The sequence below is a fragment of the Arthrobacter sp. B2060 genome (genome assembly GCF_059090445.1).
Genome location: NZ_JBNHFR010000017.1, coordinates 1 through 22,411, shown reverse-complemented (window position 1 = coordinate 22,411; position 22,411 = coordinate 1). Strand labels below are relative to the sequence as shown.

Annotated in this window: 22 protein-coding genes; 11 read left to right on the top strand and 11 right to left on the bottom strand. The window is 63.4% G+C overall.

The features are described 5' to 3' along the window. Positions 1-86 precede the first annotated feature (86 nt). The 3 genes from AC5RUM_RS21040 to AC5RUM_RS21030 form a co-directional block, all read right to left on the bottom strand. Positions 87-218 (bottom strand): hypothetical protein, encoded by a 132-nt coding sequence (locus AC5RUM_RS21040; RefSeq protein WP_494036770.1) that lies wholly within the window; start codon positions 216-218, stop codon positions 87-89. A 67-nt stretch (positions 219-285) separates the two neighbouring features. Further along, on the bottom strand, positions 286-708 hold the full coding sequence (locus AC5RUM_RS21035) for an MFS transporter (protein WP_494036769.1): 423 nt from the start codon (positions 706-708) through the stop codon (positions 286-288). Positions 709-799: 91 nt separating this feature from the next. Beyond that, complete coding sequence (locus AC5RUM_RS21030; RefSeq protein ID WP_494036768.1) at positions 800-1,435, bottom strand: dihydrofolate reductase family protein; 636 nt, start codon at positions 1,433-1,435, stop codon at positions 800-802. Between the two features lie 155 nt (positions 1,436-1,590). Here AC5RUM_RS21030 and AC5RUM_RS21025 point away from each other — a divergent pair, with 155 nt between their 5' ends. Beyond that, complete coding sequence (locus tag AC5RUM_RS21025; RefSeq protein WP_494036767.1) at positions 1,591-2,238, top strand: hypothetical protein; 648 nt, start codon at positions 1,591-1,593, stop codon at positions 2,236-2,238. Here AC5RUM_RS21025 and AC5RUM_RS21020 read toward each other — a convergent pair. The 4 genes from AC5RUM_RS21020 to katG form a co-directional block, all read right to left on the bottom strand. Next, complete coding sequence (locus tag AC5RUM_RS21020; protein WP_494036766.1) at positions 2,235-3,560, bottom strand: adenylosuccinate synthetase; 1,326 nt, start codon at positions 3,558-3,560, stop codon at positions 2,235-2,237. The genes AC5RUM_RS21025 and AC5RUM_RS21020 overlap by 4 nt on opposite strands. Before the next feature lie 59 nt (positions 3,561-3,619). Next, a complete protein-coding gene (locus AC5RUM_RS21015) occupies positions 3,620-4,597 on the bottom strand; it encodes a hypothetical protein (protein ID WP_494036765.1) in 978 nt (325 codons plus the stop codon). A gap of 16 nt (positions 4,598-4,613) precedes the next feature. Continuing rightward, on the bottom strand, positions 4,614-5,717 hold the full coding sequence (locus AC5RUM_RS21010; protein WP_494036764.1) for a protein kinase family protein: 1,104 nt from the start codon (positions 5,715-5,717) through the stop codon (positions 4,614-4,616). Positions 5,718-5,896: 179 nt separating this feature from the next. Then, on the bottom strand, positions 5,897-8,098 hold the full coding sequence (katG, locus tag AC5RUM_RS21005) for a catalase/peroxidase HPI (protein WP_494036763.1): 2,202 nt from the start codon (positions 8,096-8,098) through the stop codon (positions 5,897-5,899). 293 nt (positions 8,099-8,391) lie between these two features. On the opposite strand from katG, the gene AC5RUM_RS21000 reads away from it, so the two are divergent. The 5 genes from AC5RUM_RS21000 (at position 8,392) to AC5RUM_RS20980 (ending at position 13,643) form a co-directional block, all read left to right on the top strand. Next, positions 8,392-9,006, top strand: a complete 615-nt coding sequence (locus AC5RUM_RS21000) for a dihydrofolate reductase family protein (protein ID WP_494036783.1) — start codon at positions 8,392-8,394, stop codon at positions 9,004-9,006. Between the two features lie 152 nt (positions 9,007-9,158). Next, complete coding sequence (locus AC5RUM_RS20995; RefSeq protein ID WP_494036762.1) at positions 9,159-9,599, top strand: CBS domain-containing protein; 441 nt, start codon at positions 9,159-9,161, stop codon at positions 9,597-9,599. A gap of 218 nt (positions 9,600-9,817) precedes the next feature. Then, positions 9,818-10,714: a LysR family transcriptional regulator gene (locus AC5RUM_RS20990; protein WP_494036761.1), complete on the top strand. Its 897-nt coding sequence runs from the start codon at positions 9,818-9,820 to the stop codon at positions 10,712-10,714. 143 nt (positions 10,715-10,857) lie between these two features. Then, positions 10,858-12,159, top strand: a complete 1,302-nt coding sequence (locus AC5RUM_RS20985) for an aminotransferase family protein (RefSeq protein ID WP_494036760.1) — start codon at positions 10,858-10,860, stop codon at positions 12,157-12,159. After that, entirely contained in the window at positions 12,156-13,643 is a 1,488-nt protein-coding gene (locus AC5RUM_RS20980) for an NAD-dependent succinate-semialdehyde dehydrogenase (RefSeq protein ID WP_494036759.1), read from the top strand. The genes AC5RUM_RS20985 and AC5RUM_RS20980 overlap by 4 nt, the downstream gene beginning before the upstream one ends. Before the next feature lie 332 nt (positions 13,644-13,975). Here the strand turns inward: AC5RUM_RS20980 and AC5RUM_RS20975 are convergent, their stop codons facing one another. Continuing rightward, positions 13,976-15,472 carry an amino acid permease gene (locus tag AC5RUM_RS20975; protein ID WP_494036758.1) on the bottom strand — a complete coding sequence of 499 codons (1,497 nt, stop codon included), beginning with the start codon at positions 15,470-15,472 and terminating at the stop codon, positions 13,976-13,978. A gap of 273 nt (positions 15,473-15,745) precedes the next feature. Beyond that, positions 15,746-16,399, bottom strand: a complete 654-nt coding sequence (aztA, locus tag AC5RUM_RS20970) for a zinc ABC transporter ATP-binding protein AztA (RefSeq protein ID WP_494036757.1) — start codon at positions 16,397-16,399, stop codon at positions 15,746-15,748. 56 nt (positions 16,400-16,455) lie between these two features. Between aztA and aztB the strand changes: the two genes are divergently transcribed. From aztB to aztD, 4 genes are read left to right on the top strand one after another with little or no spacing between them, the layout of a single operon-like run. Continuing rightward, positions 16,456-17,400, top strand: coding sequence for a zinc ABC transporter permease AztB (gene aztB / locus AC5RUM_RS20965; RefSeq protein ID WP_494036756.1), 945 nt, complete (start codon positions 16,456-16,458; stop codon positions 17,398-17,400). After that, positions 17,381-18,601 (top strand): hypothetical protein, encoded by a 1,221-nt coding sequence (locus AC5RUM_RS20960; protein WP_494036755.1) that lies wholly within the window; start codon positions 17,381-17,383, stop codon positions 18,599-18,601. The genes aztB and AC5RUM_RS20960 overlap by 20 nt, the downstream gene beginning before the upstream one ends. Further along, entirely contained in the window at positions 18,598-19,515 is a 918-nt protein-coding gene (aztC, locus tag AC5RUM_RS20955; protein ID WP_494036754.1) for a zinc ABC transporter substrate-binding protein AztC, read from the top strand. The genes AC5RUM_RS20960 and aztC overlap by 4 nt, the downstream gene beginning before the upstream one ends. Positions 19,516-19,553: 38 nt before the next feature. Beyond that, on the top strand, positions 19,554-20,774 hold the full coding sequence (gene aztD, locus AC5RUM_RS20950) for a zinc metallochaperone AztD (protein WP_494036753.1): 1,221 nt from the start codon (positions 19,554-19,556) through the stop codon (positions 20,772-20,774). 84 nt (positions 20,775-20,858) lie between these two features. Here the strand turns inward: aztD and AC5RUM_RS20945 are convergent, their stop codons facing one another. Next, positions 20,859-21,158, bottom strand: coding sequence for a hypothetical protein (locus AC5RUM_RS20945; protein ID WP_494036752.1), 300 nt, complete (start codon positions 21,156-21,158; stop codon positions 20,859-20,861). A 33-nt stretch (positions 21,159-21,191) separates the two neighbouring features. Further along, the gene (locus AC5RUM_RS20940; protein WP_494036751.1) at positions 21,192-21,482 is read right to left on the bottom strand and encodes an ArsR/SmtB family transcription factor; all 291 of its coding nucleotides are present in this window, start codon (positions 21,480-21,482) and stop codon (positions 21,192-21,194) included. A 361-nt stretch (positions 21,483-21,843) separates the two neighbouring features. Between AC5RUM_RS20940 and AC5RUM_RS20935 the strand changes: the two genes are divergently transcribed. After that, on the top strand, positions 21,844-22,411 hold a 568-nt coding region (locus tag AC5RUM_RS20935; RefSeq protein WP_494036750.1), incomplete at its 3' end, for a transporter substrate-binding domain-containing protein.

The window sequence follows — 22,411 nt, the reverse complement described above, 5'->3', positions numbered from 1 at the left end:
CAGGAAGCACCCCAGGGCAGCCCACAATGGCGTACCAAGCCACAAAGCGCTGGCAAGCATCACCACCCCCGCAACGAGGTCGATGATCAGGCGACCACAATGACCTTCGGTGTTGAAACACGGCCGGCGAGACGGGCAGACACGAGGGCGGCGATGGCTGCCGCGCCGGCGTTGCCCGCGAACACCACCGAGTAAACCAGTGGCGATAGCCCGTTCATGGACTGAAGGACGAACGCGGACGTCGCAACGTAGGCGAAAGGGCGATCATCGCGGCCGCGCTGACCATCATGTATCCGAGGTATTCGCGATTGCCCAGCACATGCCAATCACCATCGCCCAGCCGCCGGCGAAGCCTTGGACAAAGCGGGCGGCCATCATCGCCCCTGCGGTCGGTGCCAGCGCGCACAGAATGGAGGCAATAAAGACCAGGACCGTGCTCGCCAGCAAAGGCCAGCGGCGTCCCCGCTGATCGGAAAAGGGGCCGCGGACAAGCTGACCTAGGCCCATTCCGGCAAAGAAGGTGGTCAGCTTGAGCTGGACCTCGGTCGCACTCGCCCCGAGATCGCGGGCAACCATCGGGAAAGCGGGGACGTACATGTCCGTCGCCAAAGGGGCGATATGACGCTGGCGACTAGGGCAGCAGAGACCACATTCTTCTTCTGTTGACGGACAGGACGAGATAAGGCCGGCCTGCCCGTCCGGTCTCATTTGGCTGTGGAATGTCTTGCATGACTACCAACAACACCATGCATCCGCGGCCGGAGGGAGTCCTCCTTGAGAGGGGTACCCGAAGGCCTCCTTACGTCGAACGGCTGGGCGGCGGACCGTTGAGCACGGTGGGGACGTACTCGAGCAGCTGGAGCCTGCCGTCGAAGGTCCTGCTGTCCACCATCTGCAGCGAGACGTCCGGATAGCCGTCATAGATCCGCTCCCGGCCTGTGCGGCCCGTGATCACAGGGAAGACGACCACCCTGAACCGGTCCACGAGGCCAGCGGACAGCAGCGACCGGCAGAGGCTGAGGCTGCCGAGAGTGCTCAAGGACCCGGTCTTCGTTCGCTTCAGCTCCGTCACGGCCTCGACAGCGTCCCCGGCGACAAGCTCCGAGTTCGGCCAGGTCAGGGGCGCCTGCAGGGTGGAGGAGAAGACGATCTTGGGAACGGCGGCAAGGCCGGTCAGGCTGGCCCCCTCGTCCTCGGAGAATCCCGAGTCACCGGCCGCGGCCTCCTCTGACATGCTGGACATCAGCCGGTATGTGTTCGCCCCGAGAAGGAAGGTGTAGCTCTTCTCCCCCTCGTCCTCGAGCCAGGCCAGGTATTCCGGCCCCTCAACACCCCACCAGCCGGGCCATCCTTCGGCCGAGGCATACCCATCCAGGCTGATGATCAGGTCGACCATCAGGTCTGCTGATGGCGTCTCTGCACTTGTCTCGCCCATGCCGTCTCCCCGATCTGATCGAATCAGTATCCGGTGGGCAATCGACGCCGGCGCCGGTGCCGGCAATGCTATCCCTGCAGCGATCAGACGTTCAAGGGCAGCAGTGATTCAAGGGCTGCATTTTTGCTACAGTTCTAGTCCACTAGAGTAGAACTATGAGTGAACAGGCGCAGCAGCATGAGTCGTCCCTCGTCTCTGTCGACGTCCTCGGTCTGCGCCTGCAGCACGACGGGGAGAGAGTTCATCTGCTCGCCCATGAGCGCCCATTCGAGCCGTTCGCAGGTAGTCTTGCACTTCCCGGCGTCCTGCTCGGCCGAGGCGAAAGGATCACTGAAGCAGCCATCCGAGCCCTCCTTAAGGCTGGCCTCGAGGAACGTGACGTGCTCGGCATTGGGCAACTGGTCACGTTCGACGAGCCGAACCGAGACCCGCGCGGACCAACCCTCTCCATCGCCGTGTGGGCCGGTATCCGGGCGGACGCCCATATCTTGGAGACCGCCCAATGGGTGGACATCGATGCTCCGCCGGAACTGGCGTTCGACCACAACCGCATCGTCCACGATGCCCGGCCGCTGCTTGCCCGGATGCTCTGGGATGACCTGAACTTCACCCGTGCGCTTACCGGGCCGACGTTCCCCGTTCGGGCCGCCGTCCGGATTACCGCCTCGCTCACCGGGAGGGAGCCAAACCGCGGCAACCTGAACCGCAGGCTGGCCGCCCTCGAAGGGCTCGAGCAGGTTGACGGGAAAACCGCCCCCAGCCATACCGGTCGCCCTGGCGCCGTGTGGGCGTGGACCGACTAAGGCGTCCTTCTGTCCTCCCGGCGCGGCCCATGGGCGACAATGCATACCGGCGCGCCGAGCACGTGCTGCACCAGCCCGAGTACTTCAGCTGGGATGAGAGGCTCCAGCACCGGGGCCGCGGCCTGGGCGGACATCATCAGCTTCTCCTGGTGTGCCAGGTCCTGATAGTCCCCGAGGGGGAACGGTTCGGCGATGCCGTCGTACCGGAGGGCCACCTTCACGTTCCCCTCCTGCGCCGCGAGCGTGTCCACGTGGGTCAGGGCGAGGGCGTCCAGACCGCCGTGCTCCCGGCAAACCTCGGCGGCGTAGCGCAGCGCCACAAGGTCGAGATGACCGGTCCGCCAAGCGCCTTGGTAGCGGCCCTCGCCGTTGTGCGGCTCCGGCAGAGCTGCCGCCAGGGCTGGGTCTTCAGTCGGAAACGGCCCGGCGCCGTGACGGGTGCCGTACGCGCGCAGGACCCCGACCACCTCGGCCCGTGGCTGCCCTGCCTCGGCAAGGAGCGCTTGGGCATTCAGCGGCAGGGTGGAGCTCCAGGTGGTGTGAGGATGGAAGCCTCGCCACTCGTCCAGGAGCACACCCTGCGCCCCCTCGAAGACCAGCGAGCCGTCCAGCGCCAGGGCACGGATGTACCCGGCGTCGTCACGGACCTTCACGGCCCTGACGAACTCCATCAGGTCGAGCGCCATCTCCCGCACCGTCGGGTGCTCGTGACGGCCTCCGGTGATCAGCGGGGCATAAAACGCGGTCAGGGCCATGAGCCGGTCCCGCAGGGCCTGCGGGTCGAAGCAGTCCTTCACACGCAGGGCTGGCTCGGTGGCCGGCACTAAGGCCGTGATGTCGAAGAGGGTGGCCCCGGCCGCCAGCCCCTGCCGGGTGGCGAGGTCGTACCAGACCGTCTCACCGATCCCGAGCCCGCAGGATCCATGGCGGTCGGCACCTCGGAGATCCTCTCGGGCGCGGTTTGCGGCAATGTGCACCGGGGTTATCACGAGGGCCTCGGGGCTCACAGTGATCAAGCCGAGCGGGTCGACGACGCCGAGCCCGCCGAGATCTTCCGACTCCGCGGCCAGCTGCCACGGGTTTATGAGGAAGAAGCGGCTCAGGAAGGTGGGGACGCCGGCGAGGGTCCCGGAGCCAAACTGCCGGAAGGTGTGGTGCTGGCCGTCGACAATCACGTTGTGGGCCGCCTGACCGCCCCCGTTGAAGCGCACCACACTGGAGACACCGCCAAGGGAGCAGAGGTAGTCCACCGTGCTGCCCTTCGCCTCGTCCCCGAAACCGAGGCCTACGACGATTCTGTGCCGCTGCTCATGCTGGCGCATGTGCTTCCTTCCGCAAGGGCTGGCGGCCGGGACCGCCTGCCCGGCCGCCGGCGTGACAGTCAGGCGAGGTCGTCGCCGCCGTCGAGGTCGCCAGGGAGAGCGGTGGTCGCCACCGCGACCCTGCTGGCGCCAACTGTGGCAAGGGCCTTGCCAACGGCGTGGCTGCTCGTGCTGCCGATCTCCTTCAGGTCCTCCAGGCCCTCATCGAGGTCAATGGCGTCTTCGAGGAGCCCGATGGTGACCCCAATGAGATCGCAGACCGCGGCCGGATCTTCCAGCTTGAGGAAGCGCTCTCCCAGGATGCCCCGCCAGTGGGCGTTCACCTGTTCGTCGTCAAAGTAGGAGGTCTTGCGCGGGAGAATGAAGAAGACCTCCCACCGCTGCTCGAGTTCGCGGTAAATCGAAGCGACGTCGAGGTCCTCGTGCACATCATCGCCGATGACCGACCGGATGTGCGCGGCCTTCAAGCGGGGCTTGTTCAGTTCGTCGCCCACGATGAACAGGTATCCCTTGTGGCCCCGCTTCTCCCATGCGTCGGTGGCGGTGTGCCGGGCCATGAAGTATGCGGCCAGCTCGTACGACTCGGACTTCTGCCCGCCGCCGTCCCCCTCCAGGAAGATAGTGCGGAGCTGCTCGTCCATGCGGTTGTCGGACTCGAACTGGCCGATTTGGAGGGGAACGAAGTCCGTATCCGCGTCTCCGATGGCGCCAAAGAGGATCTGCGGGTTCTTCACATAGCCCTTGCGTTGGATGAGCCCGTGCAGCTTGGAGAGCTGCCCCTGCATGATCTGCGGGACTTCGCCCATGGAGCCGGTGACATCGAACAGGACCGCGATGGGCATGCTGTTGGGGTGCTCGTCCGAGTCACGGGATTCGCGCATCTTCACGCCCTTCGGGTCAAGTGCCGGGTCTGCCTTCCAGTCGCTGCGCGGCCGCGAGCGCAGCTTGCTGTCATAGGCAAAGGCGTGCACACCCTGCCTGGCACGGAAAGTCGCCGCCGCGCGGTACGTCTGATCGCTCCAGCTTCCAGCTCCCATGATTGGTTCCTTTCGTTCAGGCCGTCTTGCGGGCGGCAGCGGGGACATAGGGGAATACGCGGAAGGTCCGCTTCCCATATAGGTCCTCCAGGAGTTCGTCATACTCCTGCAGGAGGCTTGCGGCGTCGGGACGCATGCGTGGTTCTCCCTGCATGCAGCCGTCGGCGAAGGCCCGCTGGCGCCGCTCTCCAGGGGCGAGCATCAAGAGCATGAGCGCGTGAGCCATGTAGATGTCCGACTCGGGGAAGATCGGGCCCCTGACCGCTTCGGGCGGGTAGAAGTCCTTCCGGCTCTGGACGCGGCCTTCGAGCATTCCCCCGGGCTTGGTGGCGAAGGACCACCCCGCCAGAACCACGCCGTGGCCTTCGGGATGGATCAGGACGTTTTCCGGCAGGATCGCGCCATGGACCACTCCGGCGAGGTGCGCTCCTGCGATGGCAGTGAGGAGGCGGCGGTGAATCCAGGCCCAGTCGCGTCCATCGAGGCCGTCGGGGCTGGCATCCCTAACCTCGGAAAGGGTGAAGAACCCGGCCTCACGGCTCAGATCATCCAGGACGTTGACCTTGCGCTGTTCGGATGTGCCCTCGGCACGGTGCGTCAAGGCGTCCAGCAGCCGCGGGTAGTAGGGACCCAGCCAGGCGTTGCCGTCAGCGACCATGGCCTGCAGGGCGGTCAGTGCGGTGCGCTCGGCTTCGATGAACTTCGACGAAGAGGCGATACGGGGCATCTTCACGACAGCAGGGCCCGTGGCGGACTCGGCGCGGTATACGTTGGCCAAAGTGCCCTTCGCGATCAGGTCTCCGAGGATGTAGGCAGGGGATTTGGAGGTCAGGGTAATCCTGGACGGAGCCTTAATGTTCCGGGCCATCGCCCGGGAAGCAGAGGCATCAGATGCCTTGGCCCACGTCTCATAGAGCAAGCCGAGCTTGGCGAACGCGTTTGTGGCGCGCGTTCTGTCGATCCCGCACTCCCCCGCGCGATCGGGGTGAAGGTGGATCGCGTAGGCGCGATGGAGGCGCTTCGCCGAACGGAGGGCCTTGTCCTGATGAGTCACGGGCCCGAACAGGTCCTCGGCGGTCGAGGCGGTCTCGACCTGCTTCAACAACTCGACCGCGCTCATGAACATAGTTTTACTCTATGTGAGTAAAACTATGCTGACAAGTCATTCGTGAAGGTTTCCTGACGGGGCTTCCACAACAAAGAACTGCCGCGCCCCTACAAACGGCGCGCGGCAGTTCTTTGGCGCAAACCCCCCGAACCGACTTTTAGCCTGGCGGCCGGGAGTGCATAAGGACGGATTCAGGCGGCGGCGAGGTCAAACCGGTCGAGGCTCATGACCTTGTCCCAAGCCTGAACGAAGTCGCGGGCGAACTTCTCCTTCGCGTCCTGGCAGGCATAGACCTCCGCGATAGCGCGCAGCTGCGAGTTCGCCCCGAAAACGAGATCAGTCGCTGTCGCCGTCCACTTGGGCTCGCCCGTGGTGCGGTCGCGGCCCTCATAGACACTTTCCTCGGAGGCGGATGCTTTCCACTCTGTGCTCATATCAAGAAGGTTCACGAAGAAGTCGTTGGTGAGCGCCTCGGGCCGGCCGGTGAACAGGCCGTGGTCGGACTGCCCCGAGTTGGCCTTCAGCACCCGCATCCCGCCGACGAGGACCGTCATCTCAGGTGCCGTCAAATTCAGCATGAAGGCACGGTCCACCAACAGCGTCTCGGGTGGCAGCACCTGCCCGGCGCGGACGTAGTTCCGGAAGCCGTCCGCTTTTGGTTCGAGCATTGCGAAGGACTCGACGTCCGTCTGCTCCTGGGAGGCGTCCGTTCGCCCCGGTGTGAACGGGACCGTGACCTCGACGCCGGCGTTCCTTGCCGCCTGCTCGACGGCCGCGCATCCGCCCAGGACGATGACGTCGGCAAGGGAGACTTTCTTCCCGCCTGACAGGGAGCTGTTGAAGTCCTGCTGGACCCGCTCGAGGGTCTGCAGCACCTTGGCCAGTTCGGCAGGCTCATTGACCTCCCAGTCCTTCTGCGGGGCAAGGCGAATGCGCGCCCCGTTTGCCCCGCCGCGCTTGTCCGTGCCGCGGAAGCTTGACGCCGATGCCCACGCCGTGGAAATCAGCCGGGAGATGGACAGTCCCGAACCGAGGATCCTGGCCTTGAGCGCCGCGACGTCATCCTCACCGATCAGCTCATGGTCGACGGCGGGAACAGGATCCTGCCAGAGCTGCGGCTCCGGGACCCAGGGGCCGAGGTAACGTGTCACCGGGCCCATGTCGCGGTGCAACAGCTTGTACCAGGCCTTGGCGAACGCGTCAGCGAGTTCCTCAGGGTGCTCATAGAAACGCTTCGAGATCGGCCCATAGATCGAATCCTGCCGCAGGGCCAGGTCGGTGTTCAGCATCATGGGAGCGTGCCGCTTCGACGGGTCATGGGCATCGGGAACCGTGCCCTGGGCCTCGGGATTCGTGGGTTTGAACTGCTTCGCGCCGGCGGGGCTCTCGGTGAGCTCCCAGTCATACTCGAACAGGTTCTCGTAGAAGCCGTTGTCCCACTTGGTCGGCTCCTTGGTCCACGCGCCTTCAAGCCCGCTCGTGAGCGTGTACTGGCCGTTGCCGGTGCCAGCGGAGTTCTTCCAGCCGAAGCCCAACTGCTCGAGGGGTGCAGCCTCCGGCTCGGGACCGAGGTTCTCCGCCGGGACGGCGCCGTGTGTCTTGCCGAATGTGTGGCCGCCTGCAATGAGTGCGACCGTCTCTTCGTCGTTCATCGCCATCCGGCGGAAGGTCTCACGGATGTCGTGGGCGGCGGCCAGCGGATCGGGGTTGCTCTGAGGCCCCTCCGGGTTCACGTAGATCAGGCCCATCTGAACGGCGGCGAAAGGGCTCTTGAAATCTCCCGGCGCGCTGTAGCGTTCGTCCCCCAGCCACGTGTCCTCAGGGCCCCAGAAGACCTCCTCTGGTTCCCAGATGTCCTCCCGCCCGAAGCCGAAGCCGAAGGTCTTGAACCCCATCGACTCCATGGCGACATTGCCCGCGTAGACGATCAGATCGGCCATCGAAATCTTCCGGCCGTACTTCTGCTTGATCGGCCAGAGCAGTCGGCGGGCCTTGTCGAGGCTGGCATTGTCCGGCCAGCTATTGAGCGGAGCGAAGCGCTGCGCCCCGCTGCCGCCACCGCCGCGGCCATCCTCGACGCGGTAAGTGCCGGCGGCGTGCCATGACATCCGAATGAAGAGGGGACCATAGTGGCCGTAGTCCGCGGGCCACCAGTCCTGGGAAGTGGTCATCACCTCGATGAGATCCCGCTTCAACGCCTCGAGGTCCAGGGACTTGAACTCCTCGGCGTAGTTGAAGTCCTCGTCCATGGGGTTGGCCTGGGGCGACTGCTGATGCAGCACCTGCAGGTTGAGCTGATTGGGCCACCAGTCCTGGTTCGTCCTGGGCCGACTCGGCTTCGGAGTCGGAGAGGGAATTACCGGGTTCTCACTTTCGCTGCCACGCTCAGACACGTCAGTCTTCTCCTATCCCGCTGTTTGCTTCTATCGCTAGTCACTATTGCAATCAATAAGACGACAGCCACCCCAGGATCCAGGGTTGGTTATTGGTGCTTGGCACTGCATGCTCCACTCTCCCGCTCCAGCCTTGGAGGTGCAAGGGTGGAGTTGCCCGCGTCCATCTCTCGACCTGCCGTGCGTTCATCGCTAGGGTGGCACGCAGTGATGTCGACGCCGGGGCGTCCCGACCCGGGTCGACGCACGGGCAGAGGCGGCATCCGGCCGCCGTTCACGCGAAGGAGCACACCATGGGAATCCTCTCCGTCGACCTGTTCATCACCCTCGACGGCGTGTACCAGGCACCTGGCGGTCCCGACGAGGACCGCGAGGGCGGCTTTGAGTTCGGCGGCTGGCAGGGGGCGTATTTCGACGATGAGACCGGCGAGGCCATTGGCGCTGGCATCGACCGCATGGACGCGCTGCTGCTCGGACGCAAAACCTACGACATCTTTGCGGGGTTCTGGCCCACGCGGGGCAACGAAGACCCGATCGCAGTGACGTTCAATGCCCTGCCGAAGTTCGTCGTGTCGCGCTCCCTGACTGAACCGGAATGGGAGGGCACCACGGCACTGTCGGATGTCGCGGAGGTGGCCTCACTGAAAGACCGGTTCGACGACATCCACGTCATCGGCAGCGGCGGCCTCGCACGGTCGCTTCTCGAGGCCGACCTCGTCGACCGGCTGAACCTCTTCCTATACCCGCTCACGTTCGGATCGGGTAAGCGGCTGTTCGCCGACGGCGCCGGCGTGCCGGCGGCGTTCCGACTCGCGCAGCCGCCGCAGGCGTTCCCGAAGGGCGCGGTCTCGCTTGTATACGAGCGCGCGGGAGCGCCGATTACGGGCGTCGACATCAGCCAGGCGTAGGGGCGGGGTAGCGTCCGGGGCATCGCCGCACTCCGTCCCGGAAGGTGCGGAATCGCCGTCGACATCGGCGCTGGCCTCGGCGTAGGCTGGCAGCATCGGCGCATGTGCCCGGTGGACTCTGCGTCGATACCTCAATCGATGAAGGAGGACCAATGAGTGCTGTACGTGAATTCATGACTACGGATGCACGGTGTGTTACGGAGAACCAGTCCCTCGTAGATGCCGCACGGATGATGATGGACCTGGACTGCGGATCCTTGCCGATCTGTGGTGACGACGGCAAGCTGAAGGGCATGATCACTGACCGGGACATCGTGCTCAAGTGCGTTGCTGTGGGCCGTGATCCACGCGAAATGATGGCCCGCGACCTCGCCACGGGCACGCCCCACTGGATTGACGCCGATGCAAACGTTGACGCCGCGATCGAAATGATGGAGAAGTACCAGGTTCGGCGGCTCCCGGTTATTGCTGACCACAAGATGGTAGGCATCATCAGCCAGGGTGACATCGCGCGCAACTACTCGGAGGAGCGGGTAGGCGAACTGGTCGAGCACATTTCGGAACGCAAGCGTATGCAGTCGAGCAGTTCATAAAGTCAGGCAATTCATCAGCAAACAAGCGCCACGGAGCACACTCCGTGGCGCGATCTGTGCCCGCTCCTGGGCGCTGCTTTCTGCCGCGGAATACGATAGACAACGTCGGATCGATTCGAACAGCTGATCGGATAGCTCTGGGAAAATCCAAGCGGGGCCAACCTGGCCATGCATTACCCTCAGCGCATTCGACATCGGATAGCCAGGAAGCAAGCACAATGCTAGATGTTCACCGCCTCACGCTGCTGAGGGAAGTCAAACTGCACGGCAGCATGAGCGCAGCAGCACGGGAACTCGCGTATAGCCATTCCGCCATTTCGCAGCAGCTGGGTGTCCTGGAGAAGGAAACTGGTGTGATCCTGCTGGAAAAAGTCGGTCGCAATGTCAAGCTCACTCCGGCCGGCGAGGAACTGGTGCGGAACACAGAAGCGATCCTGGCCGCCATTGAGCGTGCGGAAGCTGATTTGGCAACATCGCACCAGCGGGCCCAGGGCGTAGTTACCGTCGCTGCCTTCGCAACCATCAGCCGCAGCGTTATGCCAACGGCTATGGCGGAACTGGCTCGAAACTTTCCGGGCCTGGATGTGCGTCTCCGCCGCGAGGAACCGGAAATGGCTGTCATGCAGCTGATGTCGCGACAGGTGGATGCAGTAGTAACTGACGCATTTCCCGGCACGCAAGGGGCGCCACATGGCGGCATCCACACCACGGTGATCGGTCAGGACCCCATTCGGGGCTATCTCCCCCACGGCGTAACCTTTGAGGACTTTGACCAGCTCCGTAACGCGCGCTGGGTTGTCGAACCCCTTAGCTCGGCGTCCTCGCAATGGGCCCTACGGGTATGCCGGGAGCGGGGGTTTGAGCCGGTCGTCGCACACGTCTCCTCGGACCTCCTTTTTCACCTCAGGATGGTCGAACAAGGGCTGGCCGCAGCATTTTTGCCGGACATGGTCGTGCGCGAGGCAGGCAGTGACGTCGTTCCGAGTTCCTGGCTTCCCTCGGACCAGCAGCGAAGCATCCAGTATCTGGTCAGGTCCGGGTCGGAACACAGCGTGGCACTGGTGGCCGTGCGGGAAGCAATCGTCCAGGCATTCCAGCTGAATTCCAACCCGTAAGTAGCGGTTACAGGTAAGCGTCGAAAACATTCGCTTTTGTTTACCGGCCTGCTTAGCTACATTTGCTATTGCGCCGGAATCCCTTGCAATCATGCGGTAGTTCCTGCCGAAACCATGGCCGCGCCGGAAGGGAGCGAATTCACATGTCCCTCAACGACATTTCATCTCCGAGCGACTCCCCTACAAGGCTGCTCGAAGGGCCTGCTCTTTGGCCTGCCCAGGCACACATCCCGACAGTGCTGGGCCGGCAGCTCGTCATCGACCGCGGCGAAGGATCCTACGTCTTCACGAACGATGGCCGCCGCCTGTTTGATGGAACAGCTGGCTTGTGGCACGCCAATATCGGGCATTCGAATCCGGAGCTGGCTGAAGTCGCTTTCGATCAGATGAAGCGGCTTGAGACCTATCACATCTTCGCCCGCTTCACTAACGATAAAGCCCTTGCCCTCGGTGAGCGGCTTGCTGAAATCTCGCCGGTTGACCGTTCGAAGGTGATTCTGAACTCGGGCGGCTCCGACGCCATCGACGTCGCCTGCAAACTGGCCCGCCGCCACTGGCAGCGTGAAGGCCGGGCCCGCAAGAAGGTCATTCTTAGCCGCGAGTTCGCCTACCATGGCCTCCATGCCTACGGCACGAGCATCGGCGGCCTTGACTTCAACCGCGAAGGCTACGGCACCGATTCCCTCGTCCCCGAAACGGCCCGGGTCTCCTTCAACGACCCGCAGCATGTCGAGGCCGTCGTCGCGGATGTGGGGCCCGAGAACATCGCCGCGATCGTCACCGAACCTGTCCAGGGCACAGGAGGCGTGAATCCGCCTGTGCCGGGCTACCTTGAAGCCATTCAAAAGATCTGCCGCGAGAACGACATCCTCTTGCTCCTCGACGAAGTGATTACCGGCTTCGGCCGCCTCGGAACGATGTTCGCAGCCGAACGCTATGGAATCGAACCCGATCTGGTGATCTTCGCCAAGGGAGTCACCTCCGGTTACGCACCCCTTGGCGGAGTCCTGGTGACCCCACGGGTGTGGGAGCCGTTCTACGTCGACTCACCGGATACGCCCATCTTCCGTCACGGGGCGACATATGCCGGGCACGCAACCGCCGCTGCAGTAGCCCTGCGCCACCTCGAAATTCTGGAGCGCGACCAGCTGGTTCCTCGCGTCAAGGAACTTGAAACAGTGCTTCGCACAGGATTCGACAAGCTGGCCCAGCGACAGGCGGCAGTTGCCGACGTGCGCGTGGCTGGACTGCTCGGGGGTGTCACTCTCGCCGACCATCTGAAGGCTGAACAGGTCTGCGACGATCTGCTCGAGCTTGGATTCATCGCCAGGTCCCTGCGCGGCAACACCATTCAGGTCAGCCCGCCGTTCATCATCAGCGACCAGGAACTCACGCTATTTGTCACCGCCATTGAGCAAGCCATAACCGAAAGAGAGAACCGATGAGCCTCACAACCAACGTCGCTGCGCCGCTGATCACGGCGGACGCCGACAGCCTCCGGCACGCGGATGCAGTCATCCAATCCATTAACCTCCCCAGCTCTGGCATCGCAGTCCAGGACCCCGCCACGGCCGAGACCATAGCCCATGTTCCTGACGCTGGTGTCGAGGCTGCACTGGAGGCTGTTGGAAAGGCCGACGCGGCAGGAGCCGACTGGGCCAACAGCACCCTTCGGCAGCGCGCCGACGTGCTGCACGCCTGGTACGACAAGCTCGTAGCCCACTCCGAAGATCTCGCACACCTGATCTCGCGCGAAATGGGCAAGCCACTGGCAGAGGCCCGCGGCGAGGTCAAGTACGGTACCGACTTCGTTCGCTGGTACGCCGAGGAGGCCGTGCGCCCCGCAGGGAACTTCCGGGAAACCCCGGACGGAGGCGCGAGCCTTCTGACGCGCCGCTCCCCCGTGGGCTTGGCCGTGCTTATTACGCCATGGAACTTCCCCCTTGCCATGGCAACGCGGAAAATCGCACCGGCGCTGGCAGCAGGATGCCCCGTCGTTATCAAGCCTGCCACCCTTACCCCTCTGACGACGTACTTTGCTGTGCAGCTCGCCATTGAGGCAGGCATGCCTGAAGAACTGGTCCAGGTCATCACCACGTCAAAGTCAGGGGCCTTTAGCGAAGCCGTCCTGCTTGACCCAAGGGTCCGGAAGGTTTCGTTCACCGGGTCAACGCCGGTAGGCCGCCAGCTCCTGAAGCTTGCCTCCCAGAATGTCCTCCGCAGCTCGATGGAGCTCGGCGGTAACGCACCGCTCCTCGTCTTCAACGACGCTGATCTTCAGCGGGCCGTGGACGGAACGTTTGCGGCGAAGCTGCGCAATGGCGGACAGTCCTGCATTGGAGCCAACCGCATCTACGTCCAGGACGGAATCGCCGATGACTTCGTGTCCGCGCTCACCGAACGTTTCGCCCAGGTGGCCGTCGGAAGCGGACTCGGACAGCAGACTGGGCTGGGTGCACTGATCGACGACCGTGCGGTAGCTCAAATGCAGGCGTACACGGAGAATGCCGTGAGCCTGGGTGCCACACTGCTGACCGGCGGCCACGGATACGACTCGGCAGGCAACTTCTTTGCCCCGACCGTCCTGGACCGGGTCACGGAAGATTCCGACGTTGCCCAGTCCGAGATTTTCGGCCCTATCGCGGCGATTCAGCGGTTCAGCACAGAAGCCGAGGCAATCACCCGGGCCAACGCGACAGAGTTTGGCCTCGCCGGCTACGTGTTCACTGAGAACCTCGACCGCGCTCTTAATATCGCCGATCGCCTCCAGACAGGCATCGTGGGCATCAACCAGGGCGTACCGTCCAATGCTGCCGCCCCGTTCGGTGGCATCAAGCAGTCGGGCCTCGGACGCGAAGGAAGCGCCGAAGGCCTCGAAGAATACGAGAACATCCGCTTCTACAACGTGGCGCGACGCGCCACTGCCTAGTACTCACTCTGATTCACGCCGTCTTGAGACCGGCGCCGCTATGGGCGCCGGTCTCAACGCGTTGGACACATTGATGGTCGGCTTCGATGGGGAAGTACCTGAAGAGGACTATTCGGGGGGGCCGTACCGCGGGGAGATAGACAGAGGGAAAAGTCCGACGCCGGAACCCACCGCCACTGCCACCTCACCCAGTGCCGCTGCAGCGGAAGTCCGGCGCCGCGTCGTGATCGCCCAAAACACTGACCAGTTACCTTGATGCAAAAGGAGGTGTGTGGCCGCGATCCCAAGGGATCACGGCCACAACCTGATCTACTGCCGGCTCGTGGCGATTCCTACTGATGCGTCTCGGCCAGGTCGCGGACTGCAGCTTCCTTCTCTTTTTGAAGCGCGATCCTCTTTCGTACGATCGGCCAGAACAGTACCAGGGCGCCGGCCGCGACAAGACTTGTCCACACCTGGGTCCGGCCGCTCTCGGTCGACATCATGATGGCTACGATGCCGATGGCACCAGCGATCAGGATGATGTTGAGCCACGGGAACAGCCACACCTTGAGCTTGAGGTTCGCGCGCTCCTCAACGGTCATCGTGATTCTCAGGCGCCACTGGGTGACTGCGATAAATACGTACACGAACAGGGCTACCAGGCCAGTTGAATTCATGATGAAGTCGTAAATGCCCGAGCTCGGCGCGATGAAATTCACGAGGGTAGCAATGAGGCCGCCAATGGTCGAGGCAATCACAGCGAGAGCCGGGACGCCGCGCTTGGTGCGCTTCGCAACGACCGCCGGCGCAAGCCCCTGTTCAGCAAGGGCGGCGAACATGCGGGATGCGGAGTATGTACCCGAGTTGAGCACCGAGATCACCGCGGTGAAGATGACGAGGCCCATGAGGATCTCGGCGCCAGGTACACCGAACAGCGAGAACACGTAGGTGAACGGGGCAATGACCGAAGGTTCGGGGAGCTGATTCCACGGGACGATCGTTACGATGACGAGAATCGCCCCGACGTAGAAGAGCATGACGCGCCAGATAACCGTGTTCGCGGCCTGCCGGATTCCCTTGCCCGGGTTCTCCGACTCTGCTGCCGCCATAACAGCGATCTCCGTGCCAAAGTACGAGAACAGGACCAGCGCAATGCTGGAGAGCACCACGCCTAGTCCATTCGGCATGAATCCATCGTGCACCCAGAGATTCGAAACCGAGAATGTGGCGTTCGGCCAGAGCCCAAGCGCGAACAGCACGCCAGCAGCGAGGAACACGACAATCGCGATCACTTTGATGCTTGCGAGCCAGAACTCCGTTTCTCCGAATGTGCGAAGCGAGATGAGGTTGGTGCACACGAAGATCCCGAGCAGGGCAAGCGAACCGGCCCATGCGGGCAGCGCGGGAAACCAGCCGTGAAGAATGCCGCCGCCGACGACGGCTTCATAGGCGATGACACCTACCCAGAAGTACCAGTACAGCCAGCCGACGAGGTACGCAGCCCAGTTGCCAAGGCCCACTCTGGCGTACTCCATGAAGGAACCAACCGCGGGCCTTGCCGCTGCCATCTCCCCGAGCATGCGCATTGCCAGGAAGACAAACAATCCGCCGATCGCATAAGAAAGCGTGGCTGCCGGTCCCGTGCTGCGGACGATGTTGGCCGAGCCAACGAAAAGGCTTGCGCCGATGATCCCGCCGAGGGTGATCATCGTGACGTGACGGCCCCGAAGCTTCTTACCGTGAGCCTGGTTATGCGCCCCTGTCCCGCCTGCGGCCTCGGGGGAAACGGGAGGGTCGTCCTGCGACATTTGTGAGGGTGTCGATTCAGCGTGATGTTCCCTGGTCATGATGAAAGCTCCTGTGCTTTGTGAATCTTTCGCGCGATACAAGGCTCGTGGGCGGGGACGACGGGCGTAGCTGCTCGGATGGGCAGGGTTTGGGTGAGACTCAATGAACTGCTCCTAAAGGGAAGGCCTAATCAGCAGGCGACCCGGCCGGCTGGGTGAAGCAACCGTATAAGGGCAAAAAGGTAGAATAAAGCGAAGATTCCTGACACGAAACGGTTAGCTTTCCTTACAGGAGCCCGTGCATCCGGATGTGAAGTCGCCGCTCAAGAGGAACTACGGCGTCCCACCCTTCGGCGGCGCGTCGGAACGGACGCGTCCCCTGTCCAGCGTGACAACCCGGTCCGCACGTTCAATATCTCCAAGGTCATGGGTTGACTCGATGACTGTCACGCCGCGCCTCAGCTCCTCTGCAATCGCTGCTCGAATCAGTTGATGCGCTCCCCGGTCCAGGCCGGCCGTGGGCTCGTCCAGGATGAGGATGGCCGACTCCTGCGCCAGCCCTTGGGCGATGAGGGTGCGCTGGTGCTGACCGCCGGAAAGTTCACTGAGCTGGCGGCCGGCCAGGTCCTCAATCCCCATCCTCTTCATCGCCGCGGCGACCACCCGCCGGTCCAGGGCACGCAGTGGCAGCAATCCCCGCCGGTGCGGCCACCTGCCCATCTCCACCGCTTGACGAACAGTGCACGGCATGGACTCAGGTGTCCGGGTTTGCTGGATGACGAAGGCAGGGCGGCCGGCGGTGACGGATACCGCTCCCTGCGCCGGCTGCAGCACTCCTGCCGCCAGGGCGAGCAGTGTCGACTTTCCGGACCCGTTCTTGCCCGTCAGCACTGTGTGCGTGCCCGACTCGAAGGTCAGCGAAACCTCCGCCAGTGCCTGCCTGTCCGGATAGGCATATCCGGCGTTGCTGAAGATTACCGATGACACTGCATCTCTTCTCTTGTTGCGAATAAGTCTCATTAGCTAGTGTACGATGAACCGCGATGGAATGGTTACTTGATCCCCTAAGCGCTTCGTTCGTCCAACGCGCCCTGCTCGGCGGCGGCCTTGTCGCAATAGTTTGCGGCGTCGTCGGAACCTGGGTAGTCGTGCGAGGAATGGCCTTCCTTGGCGACGCGATGTCGCACGGACTGCTGCCCGGCATTGCCATCGCCTCGCTCCTCGGCGGCAACCTCATCATCGGTGCGGCCGTGAGCGCCGCGGCGACCGCGGCCGGTGTTTCGGCCATCACCCGGAACCGTCGCGTCTCCCAGGACACCGCCATTGGACTGCTGTTCGTCGTCATGTTGTCGCTCGGTGTAATCATCGTGTCGGCCTCGGGCTCATTCGCCGTGGACCTCACCGGCACGCTCTTCGGCGACGTTCTGGCCGTCGAGACGAAGGACATCACGGTGCTGTGCGTCGTCGGCGTCGTCGTTCTGGCGGCGGCTGCGATCTTCCACCGCGCGTTCATGGCGGCAGCATTCAACCAGCAGAAGGCGGCGACCCTCGGGCTGCGGCCCCGACTGGCCCACTTCGTGCTGCTGTGTCTGATCACCCTTGCCGTGGCCGCGTCATTCCAGGTTGTCGGAACACTCCTGGTCTTTGGCCTGCTCATCGCGCCACCCGCGGCTGCCCTGGTCTGGGCAAAATCGGTCCGGACAGGCATGATCCTCGGCTCCGTGATCGGCGTCGCCAGCGTGGTCGTCGGACTCTGGGTCTCCTGGTACGCGTCAACCGCCGCCGGCGCCACCATCGCCCTCGTTGCAGCCCTGTCCTACTTCGTCTCCGCCCTTGCCCGCGCCATGGTCCGCAAAGATGCCATGGTCCCCCGCACCACAGCCCCCAAGGACCGCCCGGCCGCAGCTGCTGCCGAATCCGCACCGACCCGCATGTCCGCATCACAGCCAGAATTGGAGCCCTTTTCCAGTGCAGCGCACCACCCCTAGACTCCCCATCCTTCTGCTTAGCCTCCCGCTACTGCTGTCCGCCTGCGCGGACACCAGCACAGGCAACCAAACCGCTCAAACCCCGGGTACTACGCCCCACGGCTATGTCGCCGGCGCGCAGGAGAACCCCGAGCCGCAGAATGGTCTGCTCACCTTCGACCGGGAGACCGGGAAATCGCAACTGCTTTCCCTCCTGACCGATGAGACGGTCGACGCCGGGACGTTTGGCCCGCTCGACGCCGTTCAGCAGGATGGCCGCTACGCCCTGCTCACCACAGAGGACGGCGTGAAGGTGTTTGATACCGGTGCCTGGACAGTGGACCACGGGGACCACATGCATTACTACAGCTCCGAGCCTCGTCTACTGGGCAGCATCACCCTGCCGGACCCTGGTGTTATGGCCGGAGACGGCAAGTCAGTAGCGGTGTTCTCTGAAACCGGTGGCTATGCGTCCATCTACAAGCACAAGGACCTCGACGCAGGGCAGGTCGTCGAAACCGCCCGCATCACCACCACACCGCACGCAGGCATGGTGATCCCCTACGAAGGGCACTTCATCGCCACCACGGCCGGCGAAGCCACCGCTCCCGGAGCCGTGGAGGTCCGTGACGCCGAGAACCACACGGTGCTCAGTAAACAGCCATGCGCCGGATCCTCCGCACACGCCACTACCCGGGTGGGCGTCGTGCTGGCATGCAAGGACGGTGCCCTGCTCATTACCGAGGACGATGGCAAGTTCGCCGCCGAGAAGATCCCGTATCCAGCCAAAGCCGGCGGCATTCCACCCGCAACAAGCCTTGAACACCGCCCCGGCTCCAACGAACTCGCCGCACCCGCGGGCGACGGCGGCATATGGCACCTAAATGTCTCAAAACGTACCTGGACCTACCTAAAGACTGCCGTTCCGGTAGTCGCTGCCTCTGCGGTCGGCGACACCAAGCGCGTGCTGGCCCTCGGCGTCGACGGTTCCCTGATGACGCTCAATCCGGCCACCGGCAAGGTGACCGCCAAAGCCGCGATGCTCCGGCCCCTTTCGGCAAATGCAGACAACATCCCGCAGCTTCGCATCGACACCTCGCGTGCCTACCTCGGGGATCCTGCCGGTTCAAAAGTCCATGAAATCGACTACGCGGACGGGCTCCGGACCGCCCGGACCTTCAATGTCCCGGCCGCCGACATCGTGCTGGAGACCGGGCTGTGAAGCGCGGGGCAGCAACGAAGCTGGGCGGCGTCCTCCTGGCGCTCACGCTCGCGCTGAGCGGGTGTTCGGCAGCAGCGGCTGAGCGGCCTACCGTCGTCGTCACCACCAACATCCTGGGCGACATCACCCGCAACCTGGTGGGCGACCAGGCTGACGTGGTGGTGCTGATGGAATCGAATGCCGATCCGCACTCCTTCGGCATCTCAGCCAAGCAGGCCGCGGTCATCGAGAACGCAGAACTTGTCATCCACAATGGGGCTGGCCTGGAAGAGGGCGTCCTCAACCACGTGGAGGCCGCCGCGGCGGAAGGTGTCCCTACACTGGCGGCGATGGACGCCGTCGAGCCATTGAAGTTCACCCAGGACGACGGCGACGGCGCCGTGGACCCGCACTTCTGGACCGATCCCTCCCGGGTGGAGCTTGCCGCTGAATCGATCGCCGAGAGCGTGGTGGAGCACGTGGACGGGCTGGACAGCGCGGACGTGCGCTCCAAGGCAGCCAACTACAAGGCAGAGCTGCAGAAGCTTGAGGCCTCTATGGAGAAAAGCTTCGCGGCCATCGACCCGGGCAAACGCAAGCTCATCACCAACCACCACGTCTTCGGCTACATGGCACAGCGGTTCGGTTTCGACGTCATCGGAGCGGTCATTCCCAGCGGAACCACACTCGCCTCGCCCAGTTCGGCAGACCTCAATGACCTCACCGGAAAAATCCGGGCAGCGGGCGTCGTGGCCATCTTCGCGGACTCCTCACAACCTGAACGCCTGGCCCAGGTGCTCGCCGCCGAGTCGGGACAGGACATCGCAGTGGTCCCTCTCTTCACCGAATCCTTGGGAACAGAAGGCTCCGGCGCCCACACCTACCTCGAAATGATGCGTACAAACACGGACAGCATCACCAAAGCATTGTCCTGAAGCACCACTCACCAGCCCCCTAAAAAAGGAAATCGCTTATGCATTACCGCACCAGACCCGCCCGCCTGCTCACGGCACTGGCCGTCACCGGCCTGATGCTCACCGGCTGCGGCGCCAACGCCACCCCAGCCGGCAGCAGCGCCACGAGCCCGTCAGCCAGCGCGTCCCCCGTTGCCGAGGCGCTCCCGCGCCTCGTGACCACCTACGACGGCGGCATCAAGGTCCTGGACGCCAAGTCGTTTGAGGTCCTCGGGGACTACCCGATGGACGGCTTCAACCGGGTGAACCCGGCCGGGGACGGCCGCCACGTCATCATCTCCACCGCCGAGGGCTTCAAAGTGCTCGACACCGGCGTATGGAGCGAGGGCGACAAGCACTACGCCCAGGACCCGGCCATGACGGACATCCATTTTCCCGCCAGCAAGCCTGGCCACGTAGTCCGCCACGACGGCAAGACCATCCTGTTCAGCGATGGAACCGGCGAAGTCACTGTCTTCGAATCGAGCGACCTGGCCAACGGGCAGCCCAAGACCGAAACGCACAAGGCCAAGGAAGCCCACCACGGCGTCGCCGTCGAACTCTCCAACGGCGAACTGGTCCTCACGCTGGGCAACGAGGAAGAACGCCCAGGCATCGTTGTCTTGGACAAGGGCGGCAAGGAAATCGCCCGGAACGAGGACTGCCCCGGCGTGCACGGCGAAGCCACCGCGGCAGCCGAAACCGTGGTCATCGGATGTGAGACCGGCGTCCTGATCTACTCCGGTGGAAAGATCACCAAGCTGGACAGCCCCACGAAGTACGGCCGGATCGGCAACCAGGCCGGCTCCGAGGAATCCGAGGTGACCCTGGGCGACTACAAGAAGGACCCGGACGCCGAACTCGAGCGCCCCGAGCAGATTTCCCTCATCAACACCAAGACCAAGAAACTCACCCTGGTAGATCTTGGAACCAGCTACAGCTTCCGCTCCCTTGCCCGCGGACCCCACGGCGAAGGGCTGGTGCTCGGCACTGACGGCGCGCTGCACGTGATCGACCCGGACAAGGCAACCGTGACGAAGAGCATTCCCGTGGTTGCACCTTGGGAGGAGCCGCTGAAGTGGCAGGAAGCGAGGCCCACGATTTTCGTCCATGGTCACACAGCTTTCATCACGGAACCGAAGACCAAAACCATCCACGCCGTGGACATCGAGTCTGGGAAGATCAACGGCTCCGGCAGCTTGGAAGTGACCCCGAACGAATTCACGGGTGTCAGCGGATAAGGGACTCCTCCCCTGACATGTGAGTCTGATACGCAAGGGACCGGCGGCTACGATAGCCGCCGGTCCCTTGCGTTTCTTGCGTCCCTAGTGCTCGTCGTAGTGGCCTTCGTGTTCGGCGTGCCGGTGGCCGTCGTGGACGTAATCCACGTGGTCTCCATGCTGAACTGTCTCGTGCGTGCAGTCCGGCCCGCCATGCTGGTGCTGGTCAGGGGTGTGTTCCGCGGGGTCATCGTGCTCATCGTAGTGGCCTTCATGTTCTGCATGCCGGTGGCCGTCATGGATGTAGTCCACATGGTCCCCATGCTGCACGGTGACGTGATCGCAGTCGGATCCCCCGTGTTGATGCTCGGCAAGGGTGTGTTCGGCTTGGACTTCCTCTGTCATGATGTCTCCTTCGCGGACACTGGGAGCCTTCTCCTAGCGTTCCTGACTGTGTTCGATGGCATCTTGAATGACGTTGGCCACGTGGTCATCGGTCAGGGAGTAGATAATCTCCCGCCCTGACCGGGCGGCAGTGACCAGATTGATTCCCCTCAACAGGCGCAGGTGTTGGGAGACCAGGGGCTGGGACAACTTCGTTGCCTCAGTCAGCGCGCCTACCGACGACGGTTCGTGAGCCAGCGCGGACAGGATGAGGAGCCGTGACGGGGCGGAGAGCGCCTTGAATAGCTCCGCTGCCCCCGCAAGGGATTCCTCATCAGAAAACACATAGGCATATAAGCATTCTCTTATGCTTCGGACAAGAGGCGCGGGCTGTACTCCCTGGCTGCAAGGGTTCTCCTGTCGGGCGCAGCGCCAGAGAGCGCAGTCGACTCTAAGGCACATGAGCGAGACCTGTCAACAGTCTAGAAGTTGAGCTGCTCAACAGTTGAAGTAGAACTGTTGAACTGTTGACATTCGGCGATTTTCAGGGTTCTATTGCTGAAGCAGAACGAGATCTAAGTCACTCAGATGCCGACGCCCTCCCCGCCTGTCGTCTCAGGATGTCGACAGGGAGGCATGGAGGCATCGGAAAGCCTGCCACCGCTTTAGCCGGCCTTTGCGGCTGAAACCATCGAAGGGAACCACCATGAAGACCAAAAACAAGATCCAGACCGCGGCCGCCGGGCTTGCTGTGCTGCTTGCCCTTACTGCTTGTGGCGGCGCAGCCACCGGCCAGGGAGGGGACATTCCCAAGACGCAGAACACCCGGGACGTCTCCGAGGGTGTTCAGCCGGATGCGGCCGCGGTGGCGTTGCTGCCCGAGTCCTATAAGGCCAAGGGTGAATTGACCGTGGCGATGGATTTGAGCTCGCCGCCGATGACGTTCCTGGCCGAGGACAACACCACCCCGATTGGCGTGAACCCGGACCTCGCCCGTCTGGTGGCCAAGAAGCTGGGACTGAAGCTGAAGTTCGAGAACACGGCGTTTGACACGATCATTCCCGGCATTGACGGCGGCCGCTACGACTTCACCGCCACCACCATGTCCGCCACCGAAGAGCGGCTGAAGGTCCTGGACATGATCAACTACCTCAAGGGCGGCTCGGCCGTCGCGGTACCGCACGGCAACCCGAACAATCTGACCAACGACACGCTCTGTGGCAAGAACATTGGCGTGACCAAGGGCTCCACCCAGCAGTTGAAGCACCTGCCGA